This is a genomic window from Paenibacillus sp. FSL H3-0457, from assembly GCF_037981725.1.
GTDB lineage: Bacteria > Bacillota > Bacilli > Paenibacillales > Paenibacillaceae > Paenibacillus > Paenibacillus amylolyticus.
On record NZ_CP150283.1, the window covers coordinates 263,418 to 288,447 of the forward strand.

Consider the following 25,030-nt stretch of genomic DNA (forward strand, 5'->3'; position numbering starts at 1 on the left):
TTTTCGAAGTGGCTCTTATTGTTGATCATCAGGATTCTGGACTGTCCATCGGTCCAGGATCATTTCGATGTAACGCATGGTATCCGTTGTCATACCATATACACGAGCTGACTGATCATCCTCTGGGGTGATATAATCCCAATATTTTTCTGCCAATTCTGCATTTCCTTGAAAAGCCCTTTCAGCATAATCAGAGATTCGGATGGCCAGTAACCGTGAGGCTTCGGAATCCGGAGGTTCCATCTTGTATGTATGAACATCTTTAAGAATATCGGCCCATTCCATGGATATTGAATCGTTCTGATTATTCAGAGGTAACGATTCCATTTCTTCAGGTGTAAAAACATCTTGACGGAACTTGCCCGGAGGTTGATCCAGTTCACGGATGAAACCCAGCATCTCATCCAGACTGATTTTACCGGAGGCTCTGATGGCATATATAGTTGAAAAAAGAAGATGCTCGACCTTGCTTAATCTCTCCTGCTGTTCCTTAACGACGGCCAGTTGTTGTTCCAACGTATTATTCCATAAAGTGAGATTACTTTCTGGTTCAGAGCGAGTAGCATCCTGATCGAGGAATTCTCCAATCTCATTCAATTTAAAATGCATTTTCTTCAGAATGGTAATCTGCTGAAGCCGTAAAATATCCTTTTCACCATATAAGCGATACTGATTGTTCTCATTACGGGCCGGTCGCAGTAAACCCAGCTTCTCATAATAATGCAGTGTTCGGATGGATACTCCGGTATGTTTGGATAGTTGTCCAACGGTATACAACAGGCAGATCCCTCCCTCATGATTTATGTATCCTCCACCAGCGCCATGCATTGAGCACCGTCAGAATGATCCCACCGACGAAGATTATCATCATATACAAAATAAATATTTCGGCCAACCCGTTATCTTGCGCGGTATAGCTTAACAATGCCGGTCTATCACCTGGCATAACAACGAATCTGGCTACCTCCAGGTAAGCGACATGAAATCCGATGGAGGCCCATAGAGAACCGGTCAAACTGCGCAGAAGCTGTAACGTAATTCCATAGGTCAAGAGCAGGATCATATAATCCAAGGTTATCCGGTTTCCGGCATCCATACCGACGAGTTCTTGCAATAGGCTGACACTCATCGGAACCAGCAGAAAGAGTATGATTTGAGTTACATAAGCGAAAAACACAGGAAGTCGCAGTCTGGAGCGTAATCCATCATAGACCATGCCTCGCATGGATAGTTCCTCTGGCAAAGCTTCATACAAGAAAGCAATACAACTATTAAGTACGACAGCAAGCAAGAACTCGGCTGAGAAGTGCCACTCCGTAATCGTAATCCAGTTGTTCATACTAGCTATCGCTAACCCGATGAAGGCCAGAGAAGTGGCAAATAATGCGCCAAAGAGCAAGTGAATTATGCTTTTTCCTGTCAGAGGAAGAAGAACGGACTTCATATGGAAGTGTCTTCGAATGACGAATAGTACGGGCAAGACGATACTAATAATGACAACAGCTTGGGTGAGATGAACCATCCAATCAGCAGCACCAATAGTGCTGACAAACTCCCCTGCGAGTGTAGCAAAAAACAGACCCAATGTCATCGTTAACCAACTCATTCCAATAATAGCTATTCCACTACTGCGTCGTTTCTTGGTTACATGTTCAGGTGACATACTCATGCTAATCCCCTCCTGAAGCCAGTATAAACCCTCGAGTTAACGTCAGGGTCAAGCAGGAAATATGCCTATCAGAATATGGTTCTGCGCAAGGATTAAGTTACGAGCAGCACAAGTGTGGTATACTGGATATATTCAGCCTGATAATAACTGGCTATGGATAGGAGATGTCACTGATCTATGCAGGTATTCGAGGACTGGAATCAGAAAGTAAAGAGGACGTTTAATGCTACGAACCCCGAGGTAGTGTTGACGGTATCGGAAGCTGGAAGTTTGCTTGGTTTGACCAAAGACCAGATGAAACTGTACGTGGACAAGAACAAACTAACGAAGGTCCCGATCATGAGAAGTGTTCACCGATACCTCTTATTGAAAAGTGAAATAGATAACATCGTTCAAGCTCGATAACTTCATAGGATTGAACACAACCATTTTACCGACAGGATTCGGGAGAGTGGTCTTTTTTTTATGGGAAAGGGGACGGAACGTGCTGAATAAAGTGTCAAATTGGTTCTATCAGCGGGTGAATTGGAAATGGGTTGCAGCTGCGGTTGTTGTTTTTGCCTGTTTCATTGCATTTATTCTGCCCTGGCAGGCGGCAAAGTCGGAGGAGGCCACAGGTGGTGGGCAGTCCCCGGATTCATCGTTTCTGTACACGGCGGATGATCTTTATCAGATGGCTGAGCAGTATGGAGAAGCAGGGCGGAGCGCCTATATTCAAGCACGATTCACATTTGACCTCATATGGCCCTTGGCCTATCTGTTCCTCTTGGTTGTTCTGTTATCGATACTCTATCGCGTGCTTCCGGTAAAAAGTCGCTGGCATTGGGTGAATCTGATTCCGGTCTTCGGTTGGGCTATGGACATGCTTGAAAATATAGGTGCGTCCCTGATCATGTATCGTTATCCTGAACGTACGCCTGTGCTTGCCGAACTCACTCCGCTATTTACCCTGTTGAAATGGTGTCTGATCTATGCCAGTTTTGCAGCACTGGTTCCGGGTGTTCTGATCACGGTTCTCTACTATATACGCAGGCGCAAGAAGTAGTGGAGAGAGGGATGGATTAAGAATATGTTGGTAACCCTAATCGTGTAACGGTCTGCAGGGATGAGTGAAGAAATATACGCTTGTCAAAGGACAACCTGTTCATATATACTCATGTCGCAAGTGACGTGAATCGTATAAATTACATGAGCCCAAGGAGATGAAGAACGCATGTCGATCAGCTTGAATGTGTATCTGATAACAGATGGTAATGGACGTGAAGCGGTAGATTTTTATCAAAAGGCATTTGGAGCGGAAGTGCTCGCACTACAAACATTTGGCGAAGGTCCATCCGACCCGAATCATCCCATCCCGCCAGAAGCGAAAGACCGTATTATGCATGCTTCTTTGCAGATTGGCAGCTCGGTATTAATGTTGTCCGATACATTTCCAGGCATGCCGTACACCATAGGTAATCATGTTAGTATTACTGTGAACACGGATACTGTGGATGAAGCCAAAGCAATTTTCAGCCAACTGGAAGATGGAGGCGTAGTGGAAATGGCGATACAAGAGACGTTTTGGAGTCCAGCCTACGGCACGGTTGTCGACAAATTCGGCGTACATTTTCAGATTAATGCTACGCCTGGACAAGCTTAAGAGTGTACTCTTCGCTAATATAGCCTACAAATGGCAAAAACCTCCGCGATCTGCTTCAGGCAGTCTTGGAGGTTTTTTTGTGCTAATTTTTGTAATGATTCGTAATTAATCTCACTTGATTAGTCTTCCTTCTGAATCTTGGAAGGATTGTTGATTTTATAGGGAACCGGGTTACGTGTCAGCTTCTTCTTGATAATTTTCGCTTCAAACGTGATAACATCTCCCACTTCCAGTTCCTGTTTCTTAACGGTGGCACTGTGGCTTGACCAGGCTTCCCCAACATCAATGACGTCTGGCTCCGTAATGGTAACTGCTTCATAGATGATGACTTCATCGTCATTGTCAGAGAAGTGATTCGGTACGGTGGTGAACTCTTTGACAACGGCACTCATCTTCACTTTGCCTTCGGGCAGATCAATCTTGACGCTCTTAGCTTTGCTCGCTGTTTTGGCTTTGGGTTTGGCATCACTGGCTGCCTCAGACTGAGGTCCAACATACTCTTCTACTAGCCCATCCGGATCACCCTTCATCCCCGAGGAGAATTCATCTGTGTCCGTGTCGTCCGAATCATCCAGATCCGACGGAATTTCATCCGGATTAACCAAGGCATCTGGAGTTTGCGTAAGTTCAGCAGGGGTAACTGGTACGACTGTATCCGAAGTTGAGGGTTCTGTGCTGCGATCTGACCCGACATTACTTATGCTTCTGGCGCTGTAACTGGACGCTTGCATTTCCTTCAGATACGACGGGTGAATACAATGCTTTTGTCCATTATCCAGTTGAATAACGGCTGCCATGTGATCCACATATCCAATGATGGTACACGGCATGTTCAGACCGTTTCCTTTATAATAGAACGTTTTGAGTTTGGTCGCTTTACCGGAAAGCAGGCCCCACTCCTGACATTTCTCAATCAGTTCATCTTCGTTATCCAGCGCAATAAAATCCTGCGGTTCAATCATAAATGCGTATGTCATATGGAATTTCCGCCCTTCCAATCCATTCTTCATGTTCATCGTTTCCAAATTACAACCAGTGTATCACAAATGAGCATTTTGCATAAATCGAAACGCTGAAATCTGTACTCGGAGATGAAGATTATCAACGCCTGCTAACAGAGGCCTATGCTATAATTTGATCAGAATATACGGTGGGAAGATATAGCCCTGATATACATATTTCAGGAAGGGAAGATCTGTATGGAGAAGAAGGTGAATCATCAAGCCGTATGGCTTGCTATAGGAACGGCTATGGGAGTCAGCATTGGTACGGCTACGCAGCAGCTTGGACTCGGGATTGCTTTTGGCTTGGCGCTTGGCATAGTGATTGGTTCGGTGGTTAGCAAACGTGCGGGGTCAGACTCGGAACATATGCTCAGCGAGCATGTCCGGGAATTGCACAAACCAGATGACTGGGAAGACGCGCTGCATTGCTCGCAGGATCATCCGGTGCTTATCCTGAAACACAGCACGACTTGTCCAACCAGTGCGAGAGCGTACAGAGAGTTTATGGCGTTTGTAGGCACCCATGCATCAGATCCCAAACAACCTATGGACTACCGCATCGTCAAAGTGATTGAAAATCGCTCGTTGTCCCGTCACATTGCGGAAGAGACAGAGGTTCACCATGAGTCACCACAGGTACTTCTGCTCGATCAGGGAAAAGTCGTCCATCATACCTCTCATGGCAAAATCACGAAGAAGAGATTATTGCAGTGGGCACAGAATCCATTTGGATAAATAGTAAACCTTATAGACCCGTTCTTTTCAGCCCATTGCTGAGGAGAGCGGGTCTTTTTTACGTTTTTTTTACAGCCATGGAGGCATTTCTTTACCCCTTTTTTACAGCGTTTCGTATTACGATTTTACATGTAGCAGTTGCAGAGAACGGTAGAGAGAGGGAGGAAGGGCGCATGGTGAATGATGCCACGATGATTGGATTGGTTGTGCTGCTGTTTGCGGTTTTCTGGGGATTTGTGAAATTCTGCGAGAAGGCTTGAGGGTAGAGAGGGGGATGCCAAATGATCGTCATCGGCATGATTGTGCTCTCACTGGTGATATATCTCGGTTATGTGCTGGTGAAGCCGGAGAAATTCTGACGCTGACAATGTGCGTAATGCAGGAACAAGGGAACGTCGAATAGGGAGGAAATGCGGATATGGGTATCGGTGTAGTGCAAGTAGCGGTGACGCTGCTGATCATCCTGCTGCTGGTGAAACCGGTGGGAAAATATATAGTGAACGTGTTTGATGGACAGCGAACGGGGCTGGATCGGGTTTTTGGCGGGCCGGAGCGACTGCTCTATCGAGTGATGGGGGTACGGGAGAACGAGTCCATGGGGTGGAAAAAGTACCTCACGGCCGTTCTCCTCTCCAACTTTGTAATGTTGGTATTGATGTTTCTGGTGCTGCGGCTGCAAAAATATTTACCGCTCAATCCGGATGGAATCGGCAATATGCCAGCGGCGCAGGCATTTAATACGGCCGTTTCGTTCATGACCAACACGAACTGGCAGTCGTATACGGGCGAGAACGCCTTGTCGTATCTGTCACAGATGCTGGCCGTGACGTTTCCGATGTTTACGTCGGCAGCGACCGGATTCGCGGTGGCTATTGCGTTCATTCGCGGGCTGATAGGCCGCCGGGATGAACTGGGGAACTTTTACGTCGATCTTGTACGGTCGATTACGAGGATTTTTTTACCGCTGAGCTTCATCGTAGCCTTGTTCCTTGTATTCCAGGGGGTGCCTCAGACGCTTGCGGGAGCGGTGAATGCAACCACGCTGGAAGGCGCGCAGCAGACGATCACACGTGGACTGGTCGCTTCGCTGGAGTCGATCAAACACATTGGCACCAACGGTGGTGGCTGGTTTGGAACCAATGCTGCACATCCATTCGAGAATCCGACGGCCCTGAGCAATCTGGTGCATATCGTCTGTATGATGCTGTTACCCACTGCACTGGTATACGCCTTCGGCTTGATGGTCAATAACCGGAAGCAGGGTTGGGCGTTGTTCGCGGCGATGAGTTTTCTTTTCCTAGTGATGTTGACCACCGTATTTGTCTCCGAATATCGCGGTGTACCCGCGCTGGATGCAGTAGGCCTTCAGGCCAATATGGAGGGGAAAGAGGTCAGGTTCGGCATACCCGAATCGGCTTTATTCACAGCGGTCACGACGGCGGCTACAACAGGTTCAGTCAACAATATGCACGAGTCGCTCACTCCGCTTGGAGGTCTGGTGTCACTGGCTCAGATGATGCTCAATAACGTGTTTGGGGGCAAAGGGGTAGGGCTGATCAACGGACTACTGTATGTGATTCTGGCTGTGTTTATCTGTGGATTAATGGTGGGACGAACACCTGAGTTTCTGGGCAAAAAAATCGAGGGCAAAGAGGTAAAGCTCGCATCCATCGCCTTGCTCATTCATCCTTTGATTATTCTGGGGCCAACGGCAATCGCGCTTATGCGGCCCGAAGCCATTGCGTCCATCTCGAACGGGGGCATGCATGGCCTGACTGAAGTTCTCTATGCTTTTGCCTCGGGAGCAGCCAATAATGGATCGGCCTTTGCCGGACTGAATGCCAATACAGACTTTTACAACATCGCAATTGGTATCGTTATGCTGCTGGGAAGGTACGTTTCGATGATCGCCATGCTGGCTATTGCGGGTTCACTCGCCACCAAACGGGTTGTGCCTGTAACTACGGGCACGTTGCGGACACACACACCTCTATTTGCTGGCATTCTGGTCATGATGATCATTGTAGTCGGTGCACTCACATTCTTCCCGTCGCTTGCTCTTGGACCGATCGCAGAGCATCTGGCAATGATTCAATGAGAGATATGACAGGGGAGCAACAGAGGAATTGGTATAAGGACGTAACGTACGGAGGTGGCAGTGCACGATGAATGCAGTCGAACGAAAGAAGGAGCAGACGATGCAACACATGGATACAGAAATGTTTAGAACGAAGGGCAATGAGCCGGATAAAAACGGCGATAATATTCAACGTGATTCCGGATCGAAACGGTCGTTAAGCAAGGATATGATACTTCAGGCTTCACTCGATGCGTTCAAGAAGCTGAATCCGGTGGTCATGGTCAAAAATCCGGTCATGTTTATTGTCGAGGTGGGTACATTCATTACGCTCTTATTATGCATCAACCCCGATCTGTTCACCGCATCCGAGGCTGGGCGCGGGTACAACATTGCCGTGTTTTTCATTTTGCTGTTCACGTTGCTGTTCGCCAACTTCGCCGAAGCACTTGCAGAAGGTAGAGGTAAGGCGCAGGCGGATACGTTACGCAAGACGAAGTCGGACACCCTGGCCAATCTGGTGCAGAAGGATGGAACAATCCGGCAAGTATCTTCGACCCAGTTGAAAAAAGGCGATATGGTCCGTGTGGAAGTCGGTGAACTGATCCCGACGGACGGTGAGATTATGGAAGGCTTGGCCTCCATTGATGAATCGGCCATTACGGGAGAATCCGCCCCGGTCATCAAGGAAGCAGGGGGAGATTTCTCCTCCGTTACCGGCGGGACACGTGTCGTGTCCGATTACATCGTCATGCGTGTTCAGACCGATCCGGGTGAGTCATTTCTTGACCGAATGATCTCTCTGGTTGAGGGGGCACAGCGCCAGAAAACACCAAACGAAATCGCGCTGACAACCCTGCTCGCCGTATTAACTCTGATTTTTCTGATTGTCATACTCACGATGGTTCCAATGGCGAATTACCTGGGTATTCGACTGGATCTGGCGACATTGATCGCACTGCTCGTCTGCCTGATCCCAACCACAATTGGTGGATTGTTATCGGCCATTGGTATTGCCGGGATGGACCGTGTTACGCAGTTTAATGTGCTCGCCATGTCGGGTAAAGCGGTGGAAGCAGCCGGGGATATCGATACGTTGATTCTGGACAAAACGGGGACGATCACATACGGAAACCGTATGGCATCTGAATTCATTCCAGTTCAGGGCATTACTTCATCAGAGATGACGCGGGCTGCTTTACAGGCTTCTGTGCGAGATGAGACCCCGGAAGGACGTTCTGTTGTGGAATTGGCAGGCAAACAAGGCCAAAGTTGGTCTGAGACGGAGTATGCCAATGCGGAAAATGTGGAGTTCACGGCAGAGACCCGGATGTCTGGTCTGAATCTGATCAGCGGAATGAAGATCCGCAAAGGAGCGGTGGATGCAATCAAACGTTATATTGCTTCCGAAGGAGGCCGTATACCGGGAGATCTGGATGAGATTGCAAATCATATTGCGAAGGCCGGAGGCACGCCGCTTGCTGTGACCATTGATGAACGAATCTACGGTGTGATCTATCTGAAAGACACTGTGAAGCCAGGGCTGAAGGAGAAGTTCGCTGAGATGCGCGCCATGGGCATCAAGACCATTATGTGTACAGGCGACAATCCGCTGACCGCAGCAACCATAGCGCTGGAAGCGGGCGTGGATGATTTTATTGCAGAAGCGAAGCCCGAGGACAAGATTGCGGCGATCAAAAAAGAGCAGCAGGAGGGCAAACTTGTCGCTATGACGGGCGACGGTACCAATGATGCTCCTGCTCTGGCGCAGGCCGATGTGGGCCTGGCGATGAATTCGGGCACCATGGCGGCCAAAGAAGCGGCCAACATGATTGACTTGGATTCCGACCCGACCAAGCTATTGTCGGTCGTCTCCATTGGCAAACAGTTGCTGATTACACGCGGCGCACTCACAACCTTTTCGATATCCAATGATATCGCGAAGTATTTTGCCATCATTCCAGCTATGTTCATTCTCGCCATGCCACAACTTCAGGCGCTGAACATTATGAATCTGGCTTCGCCGCAGTCTGCGATCCTGTCGGCGCTGATCTTCAACGCAATTATTATTCCGATGCTTATTCCCATTGCGATGAGAGGGGTTAAGTATCGGGCGATGTCAGCCGAACGACTGCTTGGTCGCAATGTGTTCATCTATGGCGTAGGCGGCGTGATTGTACCTTTTATTGGCATTAAGTTGATTGACCTGGTTCTGTCGGGAATCCTTTAACGAGATAAAATGCTTATCAAAATGTTTTTTTATCCTAATGAATTCAGGAAGTGATCTGTATGAACATGTTCTTGCCCGCCATACGGTTATCCGTTGTGCTTATGCTGATATGCGGCCTAATCTATCCCCTCGTAACGACTGGCGTAGCTCAACTTCTCTTTCCTGCGCAGGCGAATGGAAGTTTGATTACGCAAGATGAGAAAATCATCGGCTCGTCCCTGCTGGCGCAGGAAATCCAATCGCCGGGGCTGTTCCAGCCCCGGGCATCAAATGCCAATTATGATCCAACGGCTTCAGCCGGTTCGAATCGCGCCGTAGCCTCGGAGGAGTATATCGGCGAGATGAAAGAAAAGATTGCTCAGCTCCAGCAGGAAAACCCGGGATTGAAGCAGATCCCTGCTGATCTCGTGACGGGTTCAGGCTCTGGACTTGACCCGGATCTCTCTCCCGAAGCCGCTGAGGCACAGATCCCGCGCATTAGTGAAGCTACAGGGCTTAGTGAACAGCAGCTTGTGCAACTTGTAAATGAGCATACGGAAGGCCGTCAGATGGGTATATTCGGGGAACCACGTGTGAATGTAACGGCTCTGAATCTGGCGCTGACAGCAGAACTGAACTAACGAACGAACGAACATATTAGCCTGCTCTCGATATATCGGGAGGGGCTTTCTCCATTTTTATCTTCACATTAACAAGAAAGGGGAGAGGACGGATGGAAGACAGCTTTAAGCGCAAGTCACCGGAAGAGATGTTGAAGATGATTACGAAGCTGCAGCAGGGTACCCTCAAAATCTACATCGGCCCAGTCAGCGGATCGGGCAAAACGTATCACATGCTGCGGGAAGGGAACACATTACGCCAACAGGGCATTGATGTGGTCATCTGCGCCGTGTCCACGATGCGCAGACCGGAAACGGTAGAACAGCTTGGCGCACTCGAAAGGATTCCAAGCATTCACTGGGTGCGCCAGAGTGATGATGTAGAGATGAAGGATCTGAACTTGGATGCACTATTGGCGCGTAATCCGGAGGTTGTACTGGTGGATGGTTTGGCACATCGCAACAGAGAAGGTGCTCGGTATGCTACCCGGCTGGAGGATATTCAGTTTTTGCTCCGAAACAACATCAGTGTCATGACAACGGTGAATGTGTATGAGCTGGAAGGGTATACCGAGCTGGCACGACAACTTACGGGGATCGCAGCAGAATATACGGTGCCTGCCGATACATTGGAGCTTGCGGATGAAGTGAAGCTGATAGACGTCACGCCGGAAACGATACTGAACCGTCTTGCAGAGGGTCATTTGCAGGGACATGAGGGTGAAGCTGTATTTCGTCAAGGTAATCTGGGTATTCTGCGCGAACTGGCCCTGAGATTGGTTGCGGAAGGGGTGAATGAATCCCTGCGTGAGCATCGGGAGGAGATGGGAATTACCGTCACAACAGGCATCATGGAGCGGATTCTGGTGTCCACCCAATATCATTGGAACGGCTCCATCTATATCCGGCGTGGGCAACAGATTGCCAAACGGCTGAATGGTGATTTATGCGCTGTGGTTTTTCGGAATATGAAGCAGCCATTAACCAAAGAGGCAACCGTATTTCGGCGTAATATGATCAAGCTGGTAGAGAAGTTTGGCGGCCATATGGAGGAGTTGTCTATATTACACCGTCGCAACATCCCGTCTACGCTGGCGCGTTACGCCATGGAGCACCAGATTACCCGGATTGTGATGGGACACTCCCGGCGTACACGCTGGCAGGAACTGTGGCAAGGGTCCGTTGTTAACTCGCTGCTACGCAGATTACGTGGCGTTGATCTGTTTCTGGTTGCTGATCGAGCTGCCCGGGAGGGTGAACGTGTGGTTCCGGCCAAGGTAAACGATGTGGAGTCACTGACATACCGCAGACTAAGCGAGCAGGAAATGAAGGAACAGATTGGCCAGATTCAGCGCGGTACATTCAAAATATATATCGGAGCCGCGCCCGGTGTAGGCAAAACCTACATGATGCTGCGGGAAGGCAATGATTTGCTCCGTAAGGGCATCGATGTGCAAATCGGTTTGCTGGAGACACATGGGCGGGCGGAAACCGTGGAGCAGATGGGTCACCTGTCTGTGATCCCTCGCGCGAAGCGCGTTTATCAGGAGACTCGTCTGGAAGAGATGGACACGGAGGGTATTCTGCAACTTTGTCCGGAAGTGGTGCTTGTGGATGAACTGGCGCATACGAATGTGCCCGGAAGTGTCCGGCAAAAGCGTTATGAAGATGTCCTGCTCCTGCTGAATGCAGGCATCTCGGTGATTACCACAATGAACGTACAGCATCTCGAAAGTCTGAATGATGCCGTTGAACATATTACCGGTGTTCGTGTCCGCGAGACCGTACCCGATCGGATCATTCAGATGGCGGATGAGGTGCAGCTGATTGATGTGGCACCCCAGGCCTTGCGGCAGCGCATGAGGGAGGGTAAAATCTATGCAACTGCCAAGGTCGAGCAAGCCCTTGCGAATTTCTTCAAAATCGGCAATCTTATTGCCTTGCGTGAACTTGCCCTGCGTGAGTTGGCGGACGATGTGGATGAACGGCTTGAAACACAGCAGGCCAAAATTACACTTCGAGGACCTTGGCGCAGACAGGAAGCAGTCTTTGTATGTGTAAGCAGTGATCGTCATGCCGAGCGGCTGATCCGGCGCGGATTCCGTATGGCTTATCGTCTAAAAGCCATCTGGCATGTACATCATATCCACATCGGTGAGTCCATGAGTGACGAAGTGAAGTGCCATCTGGAAGCATTGGAGCAGCTGACGATTCGGCTTGGTGGTCAATTTCATATTCATCACAGTCCAAGACTGCGCGATGTACCTGAGATTTTGGCAAGAAAGGCATCGGAGGCGAGAGCAACCCAGCTGGTGGTCGGGCAGGCAAGACGGGTGTGGTGGCTGAATGGCTACCGAGGCTCAGGCTCGGTGGTCAACCGACTTGTACGCTTGTCTCGGCATCTGGATGTATTAATCGTTGCAGATTATGATTATGAACTGAGCGGGATGTGAATGATTTTGTCTGAACGAATAAAAAAAGAAACGCCGGCAGCCCATTGGAAAAGGGTTCCGGCATATGCATATGTATGGGTGACCCTCGGGGTGACGCTGCTAACTTTGCTGTTTCATGCCATCGGCATGAGTGGTGATCTGGTCAATGTTGGGCTTGTATACCTGTTTCCCGTCTTGGTGAGTGCTGTGTATTGGGGAATGGGACCAGCTGTATATGCTGCGAGTATTAGCGTCATTATGTTTGACTTCTTTTTTGTACCGCCATATCTGAGCTTCACGGTTGAGGATTTGAGATATCTCATCTCCTTTGTTGTGTATCTTGCGGTGGCAATCCTGACAGCCAGTCTTGCAGGTCGATTGCGACAACAGCTGGAGATGGTAAAAGCACGTGAGGCCACGACTAACTCTCTGTACGCATTGAGTCGTCAGATGACAGCCATTACGGATCTGAATACCTTACTGGTTAACATTGCAACCCAGGTTTCGCTCACCTTGGGCAAACCAGCAGCTGTGTATCTTCCGGATGGGCAGGGGGATATGCTGGTTACAAGCTCTTCTGCACCCGCATCAGAAGGGGAAAAGGATGGCTGGGGAGATGGAGAGTCGGAGATTGCCATTGCCAAATGGGTGTATCATCACGGACAGATCGCGGGTAAAGGATCATCCGCTTTACGGGAATCTCCCGGACTTTACGTGCCGCTACGCACAGAGGAGCAGATTCATGGCGTGCTCGCTGTGAGCATGGACGCTGGTGAGGTTCATGAGCAGCAAGAACAGCTTCGTTTGCTGGAAGCATGCGGAGGACTGGCCGCAGGTGCTATTGCCCGAGTGAAGCTGGCGGAAGAGGCCAGATTGGCGCAGATTACTGCTGAATCAGAGCGCATACGCACAGCGCTGCTGGACTCTGTCTCTCATGAGTTGCGTACGCCCCTAACCGCCATTATCGGCTCGGCTACGGGATTGTTGGAGAATGATACTCTTTTTACACCCGAGGATCGGAGAGAATTAACAGGCAACATTAGGGATGGAGCTTTGCGTATGAATCGTCTCGTCACGAATCTGCTGGGTATGGTTCGGCTGGAGAGCGGCATGTTGCAACTGAATCGGAAATGGTGTGACGTGGGGGACATGATCAGCGTTGTACTGACACAGGTTCGGGAATTCAGTCCGCATCGTAACATTCAAGTTGAACTGCCTGATGATCCGGCCTTCATTTACGGAGATGAAGTATTGCTGGAGCAGGTACTGGTCAATATCGTCAGTAACGCCATCAAATATTCGCCTGATGAGAGCCAGATTGTCATCACTGTGACGAGTGATAAGAGTCCAAGTCAATTGACGATCGTGGTAGCTGATCAAGGCATCGGTATACCGGAAGCGGAAAGAATACGTATATTTGATAAGTTCTATCGCTCGGAGTCGACTCAGCATGTCACAGGAACGGGGCTTGGTCTGGCGATCTGCAAAGGCATTGTGGAAGTCCACGGAGGTACTATTGTAGCAGAGCCGAATCCGGGCGGGGGAACGAGAATGCGCATAGATATTCCCATGGAGGCTCACGGATCACGGTTTCCCTATTCAGAACAAGGAGAGGTTGAAGAATAACATGAATGCACCACTAGGGGCTCGCATACTGGTGATCGATGATGAGCCGCAGATTCGCAAATTGCTCAAGGTCACCCTTCAGGCACACCAATTCGAACTCCACGAGTGTGGGGATGGCGAAGAGGGCGTTATTCAGGCCAGTATTGTACATCCGGATCTGATCATCCTTGATCTTGGTTTGCCAGGCATGTCTGGCATGGAGGTGCTTCGCCGGATTCGTGAATGGTCACAAGTGCCGATTATTGTGCTGACAGCGAAGGATCAGGAGGGAGACAAAATTGCCGCGTTGGATGGTGGTGCAGATGATTATGTGACCAAACCATTTGGAATGGGTGAGTTGGTCGCCCGTATTCGGGTGGCGCTGCGTCATGTAGCCAAAACGACGGATGAGCCGATACTACGCTTCGGATCACTCACGATTGATCTGGCCCAAAGGCAGGTGGAACTGGAGGGTACTTTGGTCAAATTAACCCCAACGGAATATGAGATGCTGAAGGTGCTCGCCTCGAATGCGGGGAAGATCATCACCCAGCGTCAGCTTTTGCAGCAAGTATGGGGAGGGCATCATCATGAGTCTGACAGCCACTATCTTCGGGTATATGTGGGACATCTGCGTAAAAAATTAAATGAAGATCCGACGAATCCGCGATATATTCAAACGGAGCCTGGCATTGGTTATCGCTTTTTGCTTCCTGCCGAATAAGGTTCAAGGGAGAGCGGGGGGGTTCTTATCAAATGATATGATTACGCTTCAGTGGGTGAGCGCTACGGAACGAACAAAACACCGTCCCTTTTAGCTACAAAGGAAACGGTGCTTTTATATTATGACGTGTATTTTGGCAACCAGTCGCCGTGAGCCTCAATCAACTCATCACACATCGCTACGATGTCATCGATAGACAGTTCCGCAGCCGTGTGTGGATCAAGCATGGCGGCGTGATAGATATGTTCTTTTTTGCCAGTGATTGCCGCTTCAATTGTTAGCAGTTGCGTGTTGATGTTTGTCCGGTTCAGTGCTGCGAGTTGTGGAGGCAGATCCCCAATGTACGTAGGGCTGATCCCTGATCCATCCACCAGACAAGGTACCTCGACACATGCCTCGCGCGGCAGGTTCGTAATCAATCCGTTGTTCATGACGTTGCCGCCAATCTTGTATGGGTTATTCGTCTCCATCGCTTCGATAATATGCGATGCGTATTCACGGCTGCGGGTATGTTCAATATTTTCGCTGGCAAACAGCTTGGTACGCATTTCTTTCCAGCCTTCAATCTGGTTCACACAGCGGCGGGGATATTCATCCAGTGGAATATTGAAGCGTTCAATCAGCTCCGGATAATTCCGCTTGATGAAGTAAGGGTGGTACTCGGCATTATGCTCAGAGGATTCCGTTACATAATAGCCAAAACGCTCCATCAGCTCAAAACGAACCATGTCGTCATGCTGTTCCTTCTGTTTTTCCTTCGCCCGACGTTTAATCTCGGGGTATAGATCCTGCCCGTCTTTTGTAACTTCGAGCAGCCACGCCATGTGGTTGATCCCTGCAATCTTAGCCACAACACCTGTCTGATCGATCCCCAGTGCATCAAACAGATGTGGTACACATACCTGCACACTATGACACAATCCTACGGTTTTGATCCCGCCATGCACATTCATGACGTTGGTAAGCACGGCCATCGGGTTGGTGTAGTTCAGGAACCATGCATCCGGACATACTTCCTGCATATCTCGGGCAAAATCCAGCATGACTGGAATCGTCCGCAAGTTACGGAAAATTCCGCCGATACCGAGTGTATCTGCAATCGTTTGACGCAGTCCGTATTTCTTCGGAATCTCGAAGTCTGTAATGGTACAAGGATCATATCCACCGACCTGGATGGCGTTGATGACATATTTGGCTCCGCGCAGCGCTTCTTTGCGGTCATGATATACGTTCACAACGCAACGACTTCCGAGTGAACGGGCCAGACTGGTCAGCAAACGCTCTGAATCGCTCAAACGTTCAGCATCGATATCAAACAATGCTAATTCAAAATCCTGCAGTGCTTCGGTCATCATGACATCACCCAATACGTTTTTAACAAAGACGGTGCTTCCCGCACCGAGAAACGTAATTTTATTCATTTAAGTTTAGCCTCCCTGAAAAATGTTGTACCCCAACTATAGGCCGATTCGGCACATATAACTATGGCTCAAACCCTTTCAAACATGGCATAATCCCATTTTTGTTCCCGCTTTCAACTAATATGGAAGCACTTTAGCTGTTATAATATAAAATATTAAATAAAGAGGTAAGCGGAACGAAGTCAGGATGGAGGGCGAAAAATGAGTCGCATTGAGATGAATGTGGTTCCCGCAGGCTGGACACAGATGGAGCTGATGTTGTTGTTTTTCGGGTGGGAGGCCTGTGATCCTGCGCATTATTGGGGACCCGGTGTACGTGATTCTTACATTGTTCATTACATCCATGAAGGACGGGGCACCGTGTACATGGGAGATCAGAAATACAAGCTTAGCGAGGGACAGGGTTTTGTCATTCTCCCGGACACACTTATTCATTATGAGGCGGATCCGAAGGAGCCCTGGACGTATTCGTGGTTTGGTTTTAAAGGCATACAAGCCAAAGCATTCATGCAACGTGCCCAATTGAGCCCGGAGCACCCGATATATAATGCCCATGATACAAATACGATGGAAAAGTTGTATACGGAGATGGTCCAGGCTTCCACGCGTCCGGGAGGCGATGTGATGAATCAAAGTCTCTTGTACCGCTTGGTGGCAGAATTAATCTCTTCTTCGCCTGTGAAGGAAGAAATAGGGCATCTCCTTTCGAACAAAGAGACGTACATCCGGCAGGCGGTGCAATATATGGAGAACAGATACAGTCAGCAGACCTCCATTCTGGATATTGCCCAAGCTGTGGGGCTGGATCGCACGTATCTGTCGGGATTGTTCAAAGAGCGATATGGCATGTCGCTACAGTCCTTTTTTCTGGAGTACCGCATGAATCGGGCTGCCGAACTTCTTCAGAATCCAGGGCTGTCGGTCAGTGAAGTGGCCCATTCTGTCGGTTATACAGACCCATTACTGTTTTCCAAGATGTTCAAGCGAGTGACGGGTGTGTCTCCAAAGGGTTCGAGAAATCCAGATTAGACGTATTTAGTGTTTCAAATTTGAAAGAAAAGTTTTGATCATTAAATGTTGTCCCGCGTTACTGATACAGAAGTGTAATTGAATATGTGGAACTTGGTGCTTTGCCCGTCAAGGTGGAAGCTTAATAGGGAAGTCTGGTGTGATACCGGCGCGGTCCCGCCACTGTAACAGAGGAGTCAAGTAGCGATAATCCACTGGTTTAAGCCGGGAAGGAGCTGCAAGTGACGATGATTCCGGAGCCAGGAGACCTGCCAGGTTTAAGAAACACAGTAGTACCCTACGGGAGATAGGAAGTTGTTTAGAGAGCATGATTTTTTCTGAAAATCTGTTTATTTAAGGCGTTCTCATTCACTAACACGGAGAAGGACGCTTTTTTTGATAGAATTTATAAGATTTCAGCGGAGTTGTGGACGAAGAACATCATGGCACATACAAAAAGTTGTGGGGAAGGACGTTAGAGCATTTGAGCAGATATCGTTAAAAGATTATTACAACTGGTAGTCGTATTGTTCGGCATCACGTTCCTGACGTTCCTGCTAACCTACCTGTCTCCTGGAGAAAGTCTGTCAGGATAATACTAATGTGCGGGTTTTCTTTATAGTCTAAGTAAGGTTATAAAAAGAGAATGATGCAAGAAGGGTTACCCCAGAAGTCCATAGATGACTTTCAGGATAACCCTTTTGTTGTATAACAGGCATGTTGTGTGTAGTTGGGATGTGATACAGCAATAGCTTGTGAATGCTTCATCTTATGTCGTGCAGTTCACCTATGTCATTGAGTACACCGTAGTTTTGTGAAGGCTGCATAGTACTCAGTCGGGCACTTCATGGCTATTTCATCATATATTTATTGATTGCTTCATTGGGTGATTATCGGTATACAGATATTCAGTCTTCTTTTGGAGAGGTACTCCGCATACAGACTCTTCTGTCCACATGTAGTTGGCTACATATGCTTAGCCAGTCGTGCTGACATGAGAGATTCAAACTAGTGCGGTACTTGGGATTGGAAGTCATTCCGGCTGGACTGATCAGCATGGTAAAAGACAATATCGCCATCCTTCAGAGGCCAGGTTCTGCCTCGAGTGTCTGTTGGTTTTTTGTTGAAACCTTCCATCTGCCATTGATTCATCAGTGGTGCATGAATGTATTGCAGATGGGGCGCCTCTGTATTTCCATTCCGCAGGCTCTCCATGTTGAAGTTGACTACGATATAACCATTCTTTAGAAAAATATTCGATTTCTCATCCAGCTGATTTTGTCGAGCAAGAGGTTCGAGATCTGTACCTTTTGGTACGGCATATACATCGGCTGGCAAGCTGTACTCCCCGTACCAACGCTGGATTGCTGCATTGGCTCGGTCCGCGTTGACCCCAGAAGGAATGTCCGTTTTAGGTCCAATGAGTGTCCTAATCGGAGCGGAAAGGATCATCCAATCATAACGACCTACCCATGTTTTTTGATGAGAAGTCTGATCGACCAGGCGAACCATATGTTCTGCCAACGTACGCAGATTGCGTTCTTCCGCTGACAGTTCATAAGTATACTGGTAACGCGCTGTATCGCCTAACTCTGTGCCGGGTACATTTCGAAGACGTGAGTTCAGGACAACAAAGCGTTTCTCCAGATCCTGCGCCGATCCGATACGGATTAGGCGTTCCTGGCCTCGATGGTAGTACAGATCCACTTCTTGGCGGGAGGACCCGTCTTTACTCACAAAAGCAAAAGTGGGTGTAATTCGAATACCATCCTGTTTGCCAAACATATTGCCCTTGGTCTTCAGATCAAACTTGAAATGGTATCCTGTCTTCACAGTCGCGTTAGCAAATCCCTGTACCGGGTGGCTTCCCGGTCGAATGGGCAATACAAATGGAGCCAGGTTACCTCGCGGATCACCATCAATGCTATTCATCCCTGCCCAGTAGCTAAGGCCCGTTGGGTCGGGACTACCCAATCGCTTGCGAAATACATTTTCCCAGTTGTAATCAGAGATATCAGTGACGTGAAAATCATATAACCTTCCGATGACATCTACCGGTACGGTATCTGCTGCAACATGATGTGCCAGATTGGTATTGGCATCCTGTTGCTCGGTAAAGTTTGCAGGTGCATTCTCTGCAATATTGCGGAATACAATATGGTATTTGCCTTCGTCTACCCATACAGGGAGATAGAATGTGGTGTCCAGTTGATCGACCGGAATATCCACCCATGTCTTAGCAGGGATAAACTGGCTCCGATCTGCGTTATAGACATCAAACGGGAATTGCACCTGTTTGATTCGAAAATATTTGGCATAGTCCCGATTCCCATAACCGGGATAACTCACTGCGTCCAAGTGCTGTCCCGATGTGGGAATTCGCACAATGAACGGACGTTCCAGAATGAGTGCAGCGCTGGTTGGGTCCGGTACGGTTTTCTGATTGTGCGGGTGATCATCCGATACCCAGGCGTAGTTGACGACAGGGGTGTGTACCGTGACCGTGTTGATGCCGTTAATCGGTAATATTTTATTGGCACCGCCATTCACGTTACCCGGTAGCAAATCATAATAGATTTCACCAGAGCTTGTGGTGTTTGCTTTATTAAGCAGGGAATTGCTGATCATATTACCCGGTTTGTACAGCACATCACGCCCAATCATCGTTGGATTAGGAATATTGGATGGCGTTGGGCCATCTTTGGTTGCTTCCACATCATTCATAATGGTTGTGTTGTTGAATTTCACTAGATCATTATTCACTTTACTTTGAGGTGTGTTGGACTCAGCCATCCCTTTTAACAGTGATGTATCATCTGGCACACTGGGAGGTTGGTTCAAACCACCTGTTAATTTGGGTGGAGTATATGAGATTGAAGTGGTTTGCCCTGGTCGTACATGGCTTTCTACGGATTCATCATTTTTAGACTCTAGTGTTGGTGGTGTGTATCCTGTTGGATTCATCGTAACGGTCTCACCGGGCAAAGCGTAATTATTCATGGTTGCTTTAGCGATCTTGTATACTTCCAGATTGTTAATTTTCCAGTAGGAGTAGTCTCTTGTGATCTGGAAGTTGTATGGCTTGGGTACCGTGTCGTTCGCGGGTACAGGTGGCCCTGGTGTACAACCATCATCATCACATTCCTCTGGTCCAGGTACTGTCCACTCTCTGTCGTACGAGATTGTGACATTACAGTTGTATGTAACTTTACCGCTCATTTTCGCCCAAGCTTGTTTAAACAGATAATTGTCAGCAAAGGCATTTGTGTAGAGTGACTCGGAAGTAGGGATTCCTCTTAACACATTGAATGTCACATTATCTCTGTTATCTGACTTGATAACACCGTTGGTATTTGGATCGAGATCATTCATGCTCATGATGGTTCCAGCAGAAGGTGGTCCAATCGTTGGTGTGCAACCCCCACCGCCTTCGTTACCGTCGCCTTCGCCAGTACCTGGGCTCTCTTCAACACCGATGTTTGTTGTGGTAGTTAGCTCAAAATCATCCTTTTCCCACAATACGGTGATGGTTGTGGTTCCCCTACTGACAGCTTGAACTAATCCGGAATTACTAACGGTAGCAACACCAGGATTGGATGATTCCCATGTAGTTGTACCACCGCTGCCGTTGTTTACATTGGTTTCTGCACCAAAGTTTCCATCTCCATTTTTCGTTTTGACCGTTGCATTCAATTGTTTGGACTGGTTCAAGCTAATTTGTCCACCAGCGGTTAGGTTGATCTCTTTGGTTATTTCAGCCAATGCCTTCCAATAAAGATCAGTTCTGAAAATGTAGTCCGCTGACCATTTCGGAGGGTTATACTCTCTTGATGCAGTAGGGGCGATTGCGCCCCCAATTTGCATTTGGAACTTGGTGCTCAATCCATCGAATTCATCTACAGAAATCAAAATTGGATCTCCAATTCTATAATAGCTAGTGTTGTCCATGTAGTGCGGTTTCTTTGATCTTTCAGTTATTGTAGATGAAGGGGGTTGCTCATTGTTTTTATCTTTGTACTCTGTTGGTTTGTATACATCTTTATCGAGATCTAATTGTACACATACTCTGGATGATCTAGGTAGGTTAGTTGAACTATCATTAAGTAAATCAATGCCGTTACACTGACCTTCCACCCTCCAATCCAAATTATCAAGTTGAAAGATATAGATACCAAGATTTGTTTTTGCTTCTCCTTCAAGAGGAATAACTTTCTTCTGGGACTTTGCTGGTCCTGAGGGTTCCATGTGAAATGGTTTAACTTCTTCTTTAGTGCCTGGCCCTCCGCCAGCTTCAATCGTTGAAAAGGGGGCTAATAATGCACTTATTGTAAAGGCTGCTAAAAGAAATCGACTTAAATTACTTTTTAATGCCAAAATCATCCCATCCTTATTTATTATCGATCACACTAAATGTAACTCCCTCTTTAGTTGTGAGGGTAATTGCAGAAATCAGAGCTTTATCGAAATGCAGTAGTCCATCTCCCCAGAATACAGGATCTTTGACAGTGAAAACTCCTTTATTTTTTAGATATTCAATATTAGTCGGTATTCCGAATGAAGCACTAGTTTTTGTTTTTGGGGAAAGAAGAGGATCAACAGCACTTGAGTTTAATAGACTTCCAGCTTGTAACTGATTCATAGATGAACTTTTAATATTTAATTCAAATTCGACAAATGAGTGGTAGGCACCTCGTAAAGTTGTAATAACTCCTTCATCAACAAATACGGGATAATAAATGCTCCGTTTTGCTCCTACTGCATAAGGACTAACAACAATCCAATTGTGGATTTTGAGATCGGAATAATTTGTTAGTGTTACGAGATTCTTATTTCTTATTTTTGAAAAATCCTCTGTTACAGAATCATAGTCAATGTTAGGATTAACCTTTTTCTCAGGTGTTTTCTGATACTTAGGCGCAATAATATTCAAATTCGTCCCCGTCAAGCCCACCGCCCGCAGCTCATTCAGACCCTGAAAATCGGCAGGTTTTGTCTTGGCAACTGCTGCATAACGGGCAATCAACACAGCAACCTCCGCCCGAGTGGTGGTACGATCAACGCCAAATGTTTTATCGTTTGCTACACTCATCAGCCCTGTTCCCAGGGCAACGGCTACTGCATTTTTTTGACTGCTTGCGAGTTTACCTGTGAAATATTCCTTTGCAGGCACAACGGTGTTGGTCACATCAGAGAGTGCTTGTTTGTACTCAGGATCAACCACGGTTAGCCCTTGCGTCAGCCAAGTAGCCATTTCGCCTCGTTGAAGAGCGCCTTGTGCGTCCAATTTGCCCTTGTAATTAGAAGGGTTGATAAAACCTTTTGCTATAGCAGTAGAGACACCACTTTTTGCCCACTCGGGTATGTCGGTGAAATTGTTTGGTTCTTGTGTCGTTGCATTAGGCTGGTCGGATAAACGTCCCAGAATACTTGCCATTTCAGCTTTTGTGACTGGTGAACTTGGTTTAAATGTCCCGTCGGCATACCCCTTGAAATAACCTTGTTCCACGGCCGAATTAATTGCTGAAGATGCCCAGTGTGTAGAAGGAACGTCCTTGAATGTAGTTGTAGCTTGTGCGGCTTCTACAGAACTCCAAACGCCTCCAAAACCTACGATACCCCCTGTTAATAAAGCTAATGCCGTGACGCCGGAAATTATCATTTTTCTCATGAATTTTACTCCTCTCAATTGTGAATTTTTCTCCTTGATATGTACTTTTCAGGCTACTAGATACTAAATTTGTAATAATAATCAATATTCTACCATGTAAAACTAGGCTGTTGGTATGATTTATCAATATATTTCCTCCTCTGCATAGAACTCTTACTACTTCTCCAGACCTATATTTCCTCCAAAAAACACAAAAAAAGGCCACGAATCCGCAGATTCACAGCCTTATGCTTTAAGGTCTCCAACATATGTAGTTGCATCAATAGTCAATTCAATAATCAATACATCAAGGATACTCGATTTCCAAACATTTGAAAAGCCCTATTCTTCTTACTCAAAATAAAGTCAGGCTATCGGTGTTCCATTAGGTAATGGACTATCCGGTGTGAGCAAGACAACATCGCCTTCACCAGGCACGCCGCCTAGCACAAGTACTTCAGAGACAAAACCGGCAATCCGCCGGGGTGGGAAATTAACTACAGCAATGACCTGTTTGCCAATGATCATGTCAGGCGTGTAGCGCTGGGTAATCTGAGCACTGGAACGTTTCAGGCCAAGTGGTCCGAAGTCGATCGTCATTTTAATAGCGGGTATGCGAGCCTTGGGGAATGGTTCGGCTTCCACCACGGTACCAACCCGGATGTCATGCTGCATGAACTCTTCAAAAGTAGCCATAGGGGTAGATCTCCTTTCAACTATTGGGGACTATTATAAATGAAAAATCAACAAAAAATCCAGATTACGCTGTATCGTAACCTGGATTTCTGTTGTGTTGCTTTGAAACAAATTAAGCGCCGTTCCAATTCTCTCCGGTGAGGTATTTCTCGGTGAGGATGGATAACATCTGAATACCTACTTCATTATGTCCGCCTTCTGGAATAATGATATCGGCATACTTTTTGGATGGCTCGATAAAAGCATCGTGCATTGGTTTTACCGTTTCAAGATATTGTTTGTACACGGATTGGATCGTGCGTCCGCGTTCCTCAATATCCCGCAGCACTCTACGTAGAATCCGCACATCGGAATCAGTATCAACAAATACTTTGATGTCCATTAGACTGCGAAGATGTTCGTCGATCAGCACATGCAATCCTTCTACAATGACAATATGGTTCGGTGCCAGTTCAACCGTCTCATTGGCAGCACGGTTATCTATGGTGAAGTCATATACGGGAGCATACGCCGCTTGGCCTTTTTTCAACAGGGTGAGATGCTCAATCAACAGATCATTATCGAATGCAAACGGGTGATCGTAATTGGTGAGTCGGCGTTGCTCAGGTGTGAGCTGCGACTGGTCTTTGTAATAATTGTCTTGGGAGATAAACGTAACTTTAGCTGATCCCAGACGGTCTATGACGGAGCGAGCTACCGTCGTTTTACCGGAGCCGGTTCCTCCGGCGATACCAATAATGAGCATGGTTGTTCCATAAGCCTCCCTAAAATGGCAGCATGATGAATGGATAAAAGCGCATCAGAAATCCTTCGTTCATGGCCTTTATCCACATGTCTGTCTCTGAATACACAATTCCTTCATTGTACCATAGCACTCGACTTTTTTCATCTTGGTGTATGGACCATGTTTTGCCTTCAAGGGGCGTTATGCATGCTCATATTCATTTTACTGCATATTTTTGGATGATACTCCCTGTGGTGACTCCCATAGTGCCATTAGTCGCTGGCCGATGGAACTTTTGGTGAACAGATTCAGGATGATAAAACCAAGTACACTTCCTGTTGTATTGGCTATTATATCGTTCAGATCAGTACTGCGACCGTTGCCTAAGGTTACTCGGAGCAGCAACTGTGTTATTTCAATGAGGAAACTTACGGTCAATCCTGCTAATGCTGCTGTTTGTATCGAATGAATCCAAGGCTTTATGAAAGGAAGCATGAACCCCAGTGGCATAAACAGCACAATGTTGAGGAGAAAGCTTGGTGCATCCGCTGTCAGAAGCGGAATCCATTGAATGCTTTGATACCATGGGGTCTGATTGGCATAAATTCCGATGTTCACGTCGATAGGGAAAAATACAAAGTGCATAACGCCCAACATATATATGGCAAATGCGAGCATCGACACATACTGCCTAACCGTGTACCTGGTTTTGCTCACCCTGGCATGGAGCATGAGGGCGAGCAGGACCAGAACGAATAACGGACCAAGTACGATGAGAGATGAGATTGAATATTGGATGGACATGGAATGGCTCCTT

20 protein-coding genes and 1 riboswitch are annotated in these 25,030 nt (G+C 47.5%); of the genes, 11 read left to right on the forward strand and 9 right to left on the reverse strand.

Annotated elements, in window-relative coordinates; genetic code table 11:
* Positions 1 to 15: 15 nt before the first annotated feature.
* Positions 16 to 777 (reverse strand): MerR family transcriptional regulator, encoded by a 762-nt coding sequence (locus MHH25_RS01210; protein ID WP_340018913.1) that lies wholly within the window; start codon positions 775 to 777, stop codon positions 16 to 18.
* A gap of 16 nt (positions 778 to 793) precedes the next feature.
* Positions 794 to 1,669: a CPBP family glutamic-type intramembrane protease gene (locus tag MHH25_RS01215; RefSeq protein ID WP_100526476.1), complete on the reverse strand. Its 876-nt coding sequence runs from the start codon at positions 1,667 to 1,669 to the stop codon at positions 794 to 796.
* 177 nt (positions 1,670 to 1,846) lie between these two features.
* Here MHH25_RS01215 and MHH25_RS01220 point away from each other — a divergent pair, with 177 nt between their 5' ends.
* The 3 genes from MHH25_RS01220 (at position 1,847) to MHH25_RS01230 (ending at position 3,311) form a co-directional block, all read left to right on the forward strand.
* Positions 1,847 to 2,074 (forward strand): hypothetical protein, encoded by a 228-nt coding sequence (locus tag MHH25_RS01220; RefSeq protein WP_017691180.1) that lies wholly within the window; start codon positions 1,847 to 1,849, stop codon positions 2,072 to 2,074.
* Positions 2,075 to 2,153: 79 nt separating this feature from the next.
* A complete protein-coding gene (locus MHH25_RS01225; protein WP_340018914.1) occupies positions 2,154 to 2,714 on the forward strand; it encodes a hypothetical protein in 561 nt (186 codons plus the stop codon).
* A 168-nt stretch (positions 2,715 to 2,882) separates the two neighbouring features.
* Positions 2,883 to 3,311, forward strand: coding sequence for a VOC family protein (locus MHH25_RS01230; RefSeq protein ID WP_340018915.1), 429 nt, complete (start codon positions 2,883 to 2,885; stop codon positions 3,309 to 3,311).
* Between the two features lie 119 nt (positions 3,312 to 3,430).
* Here MHH25_RS01230 and MHH25_RS01235 read toward each other — a convergent pair whose 3' ends face one another.
* A complete protein-coding gene (locus tag MHH25_RS01235) occupies positions 3,431 to 4,288 on the reverse strand; it encodes a hypothetical protein (RefSeq protein ID WP_339285069.1) in 858 nt (285 codons plus the stop codon).
* A gap of 222 nt (positions 4,289 to 4,510) precedes the next feature.
* Here MHH25_RS01235 and ytxJ point away from each other — a divergent pair, with 222 nt between their 5' ends.
* The 7 genes from ytxJ (at position 4,511) to MHH25_RS01270 (ending at position 14,717) form a co-directional block, all read left to right on the forward strand.
* Positions 4,511 to 5,050, forward strand: coding sequence for a bacillithiol system redox-active protein YtxJ (gene ytxJ, locus MHH25_RS01240; protein WP_340018916.1), 540 nt, complete (start codon positions 4,511 to 4,513; stop codon positions 5,048 to 5,050).
* Between the two features lie 424 nt (positions 5,051 to 5,474).
* Entirely contained in the window at positions 5,475 to 7,148 is a 1,674-nt protein-coding gene (gene kdpA, locus MHH25_RS01245; protein ID WP_340020431.1) for a potassium-transporting ATPase subunit KdpA, read from the forward strand.
* 208 nt (positions 7,149 to 7,356) lie between these two features.
* Entirely contained in the window at positions 7,357 to 9,357 is a 2,001-nt protein-coding gene (gene kdpB / locus MHH25_RS01250) for a potassium-transporting ATPase subunit KdpB (RefSeq protein WP_340020432.1), read from the forward strand.
* Between the two features lie 59 nt (positions 9,358 to 9,416).
* Positions 9,417 to 9,977, forward strand: a complete 561-nt coding sequence (gene kdpC, locus MHH25_RS01255; RefSeq protein ID WP_340018917.1) for a potassium-transporting ATPase subunit KdpC — start codon at positions 9,417 to 9,419, stop codon at positions 9,975 to 9,977.
* Positions 9,978 to 10,069: 92 nt separating this feature from the next.
* Positions 10,070 to 12,409 carry a histidine kinase gene (locus MHH25_RS01260; RefSeq protein WP_340018920.1) on the forward strand — a complete coding sequence of 780 codons (2,340 nt, stop codon included), beginning with the start codon at positions 10,070 to 10,072 and terminating at the stop codon, positions 12,407 to 12,409.
* A complete protein-coding gene (locus MHH25_RS01265) occupies positions 12,410 to 14,014 on the forward strand; it encodes an ATP-binding protein (protein WP_340018921.1) in 1,605 nt (534 codons plus the stop codon).
* A 1-nt stretch (position 14,015) separates the two neighbouring features.
* Positions 14,016 to 14,717: a response regulator gene (locus tag MHH25_RS01270; RefSeq protein ID WP_076210273.1), complete on the forward strand. Its 702-nt coding sequence runs from the start codon at positions 14,016 to 14,018 to the stop codon at positions 14,715 to 14,717.
* Positions 14,718 to 14,836: 119 nt separating this feature from the next.
* Here the strand turns inward: MHH25_RS01270 and MHH25_RS01275 are convergent, their stop codons facing one another.
* Positions 14,837 to 16,138 carry an alpha-glucosidase/alpha-galactosidase gene (locus MHH25_RS01275; RefSeq protein WP_340018922.1) on the reverse strand — a complete coding sequence of 434 codons (1,302 nt, stop codon included), beginning with the start codon at positions 16,136 to 16,138 and terminating at the stop codon, positions 14,837 to 14,839.
* A gap of 201 nt (positions 16,139 to 16,339) precedes the next feature.
* Between MHH25_RS01275 and MHH25_RS01280 the strand changes: the two genes are divergently transcribed.
* A complete protein-coding gene (locus MHH25_RS01280; RefSeq protein WP_340018923.1) occupies positions 16,340 to 17,167 on the forward strand; it encodes an AraC family transcriptional regulator in 828 nt (275 codons plus the stop codon).
* Between the two features lie 77 nt (positions 17,168 to 17,244).
* Positions 17,245 to 17,438: riboswitch (cobalamin riboswitch) on the forward strand.
* 716 nt (positions 17,439 to 18,154) lie between these two features.
* Here MHH25_RS01280 and MHH25_RS01285 read toward each other — a convergent pair.
* The 5 genes from MHH25_RS01285 to MHH25_RS01305 all read right to left on the reverse strand — a co-directional run bounded on the left by MHH25_RS01285 (position 18,155) and on the right by MHH25_RS01305 (position 25,017).
* Positions 18,155 to 21,055: a DUF5704 domain-containing protein gene (locus MHH25_RS01285; protein ID WP_340018924.1), complete on the reverse strand. Its 2,901-nt coding sequence runs from the start codon at positions 21,053 to 21,055 to the stop codon at positions 18,155 to 18,157.
* A 478-nt stretch (positions 21,056 to 21,533) separates the two neighbouring features.
* On the reverse strand, positions 21,534 to 22,814 hold the full coding sequence (locus MHH25_RS01290) for an S-layer homology domain-containing protein (protein WP_340018925.1): 1,281 nt from the start codon (positions 22,812 to 22,814) through the stop codon (positions 21,534 to 21,536).
* A gap of 345 nt (positions 22,815 to 23,159) precedes the next feature.
* Positions 23,160 to 23,489 carry a chaperone CsaA gene (gene csaA, locus MHH25_RS01295; RefSeq protein ID WP_076333520.1) on the reverse strand — a complete coding sequence of 110 codons (330 nt, stop codon included), beginning with the start codon at positions 23,487 to 23,489 and terminating at the stop codon, positions 23,160 to 23,162.
* 112 nt (positions 23,490 to 23,601) lie between these two features.
* On the reverse strand, positions 23,602 to 24,234 hold the full coding sequence (gene udk, locus MHH25_RS01300) for a uridine kinase (RefSeq protein WP_036616377.1): 633 nt from the start codon (positions 24,232 to 24,234) through the stop codon (positions 23,602 to 23,604).
* 201 nt (positions 24,235 to 24,435) lie between these two features.
* Positions 24,436 to 25,017, reverse strand: a complete 582-nt coding sequence (locus tag MHH25_RS01305; protein WP_340018926.1) for a VanZ family protein — start codon at positions 25,015 to 25,017, stop codon at positions 24,436 to 24,438.
* Between the last annotated feature and the right edge of the window lie 13 nt (positions 25,018 to 25,030).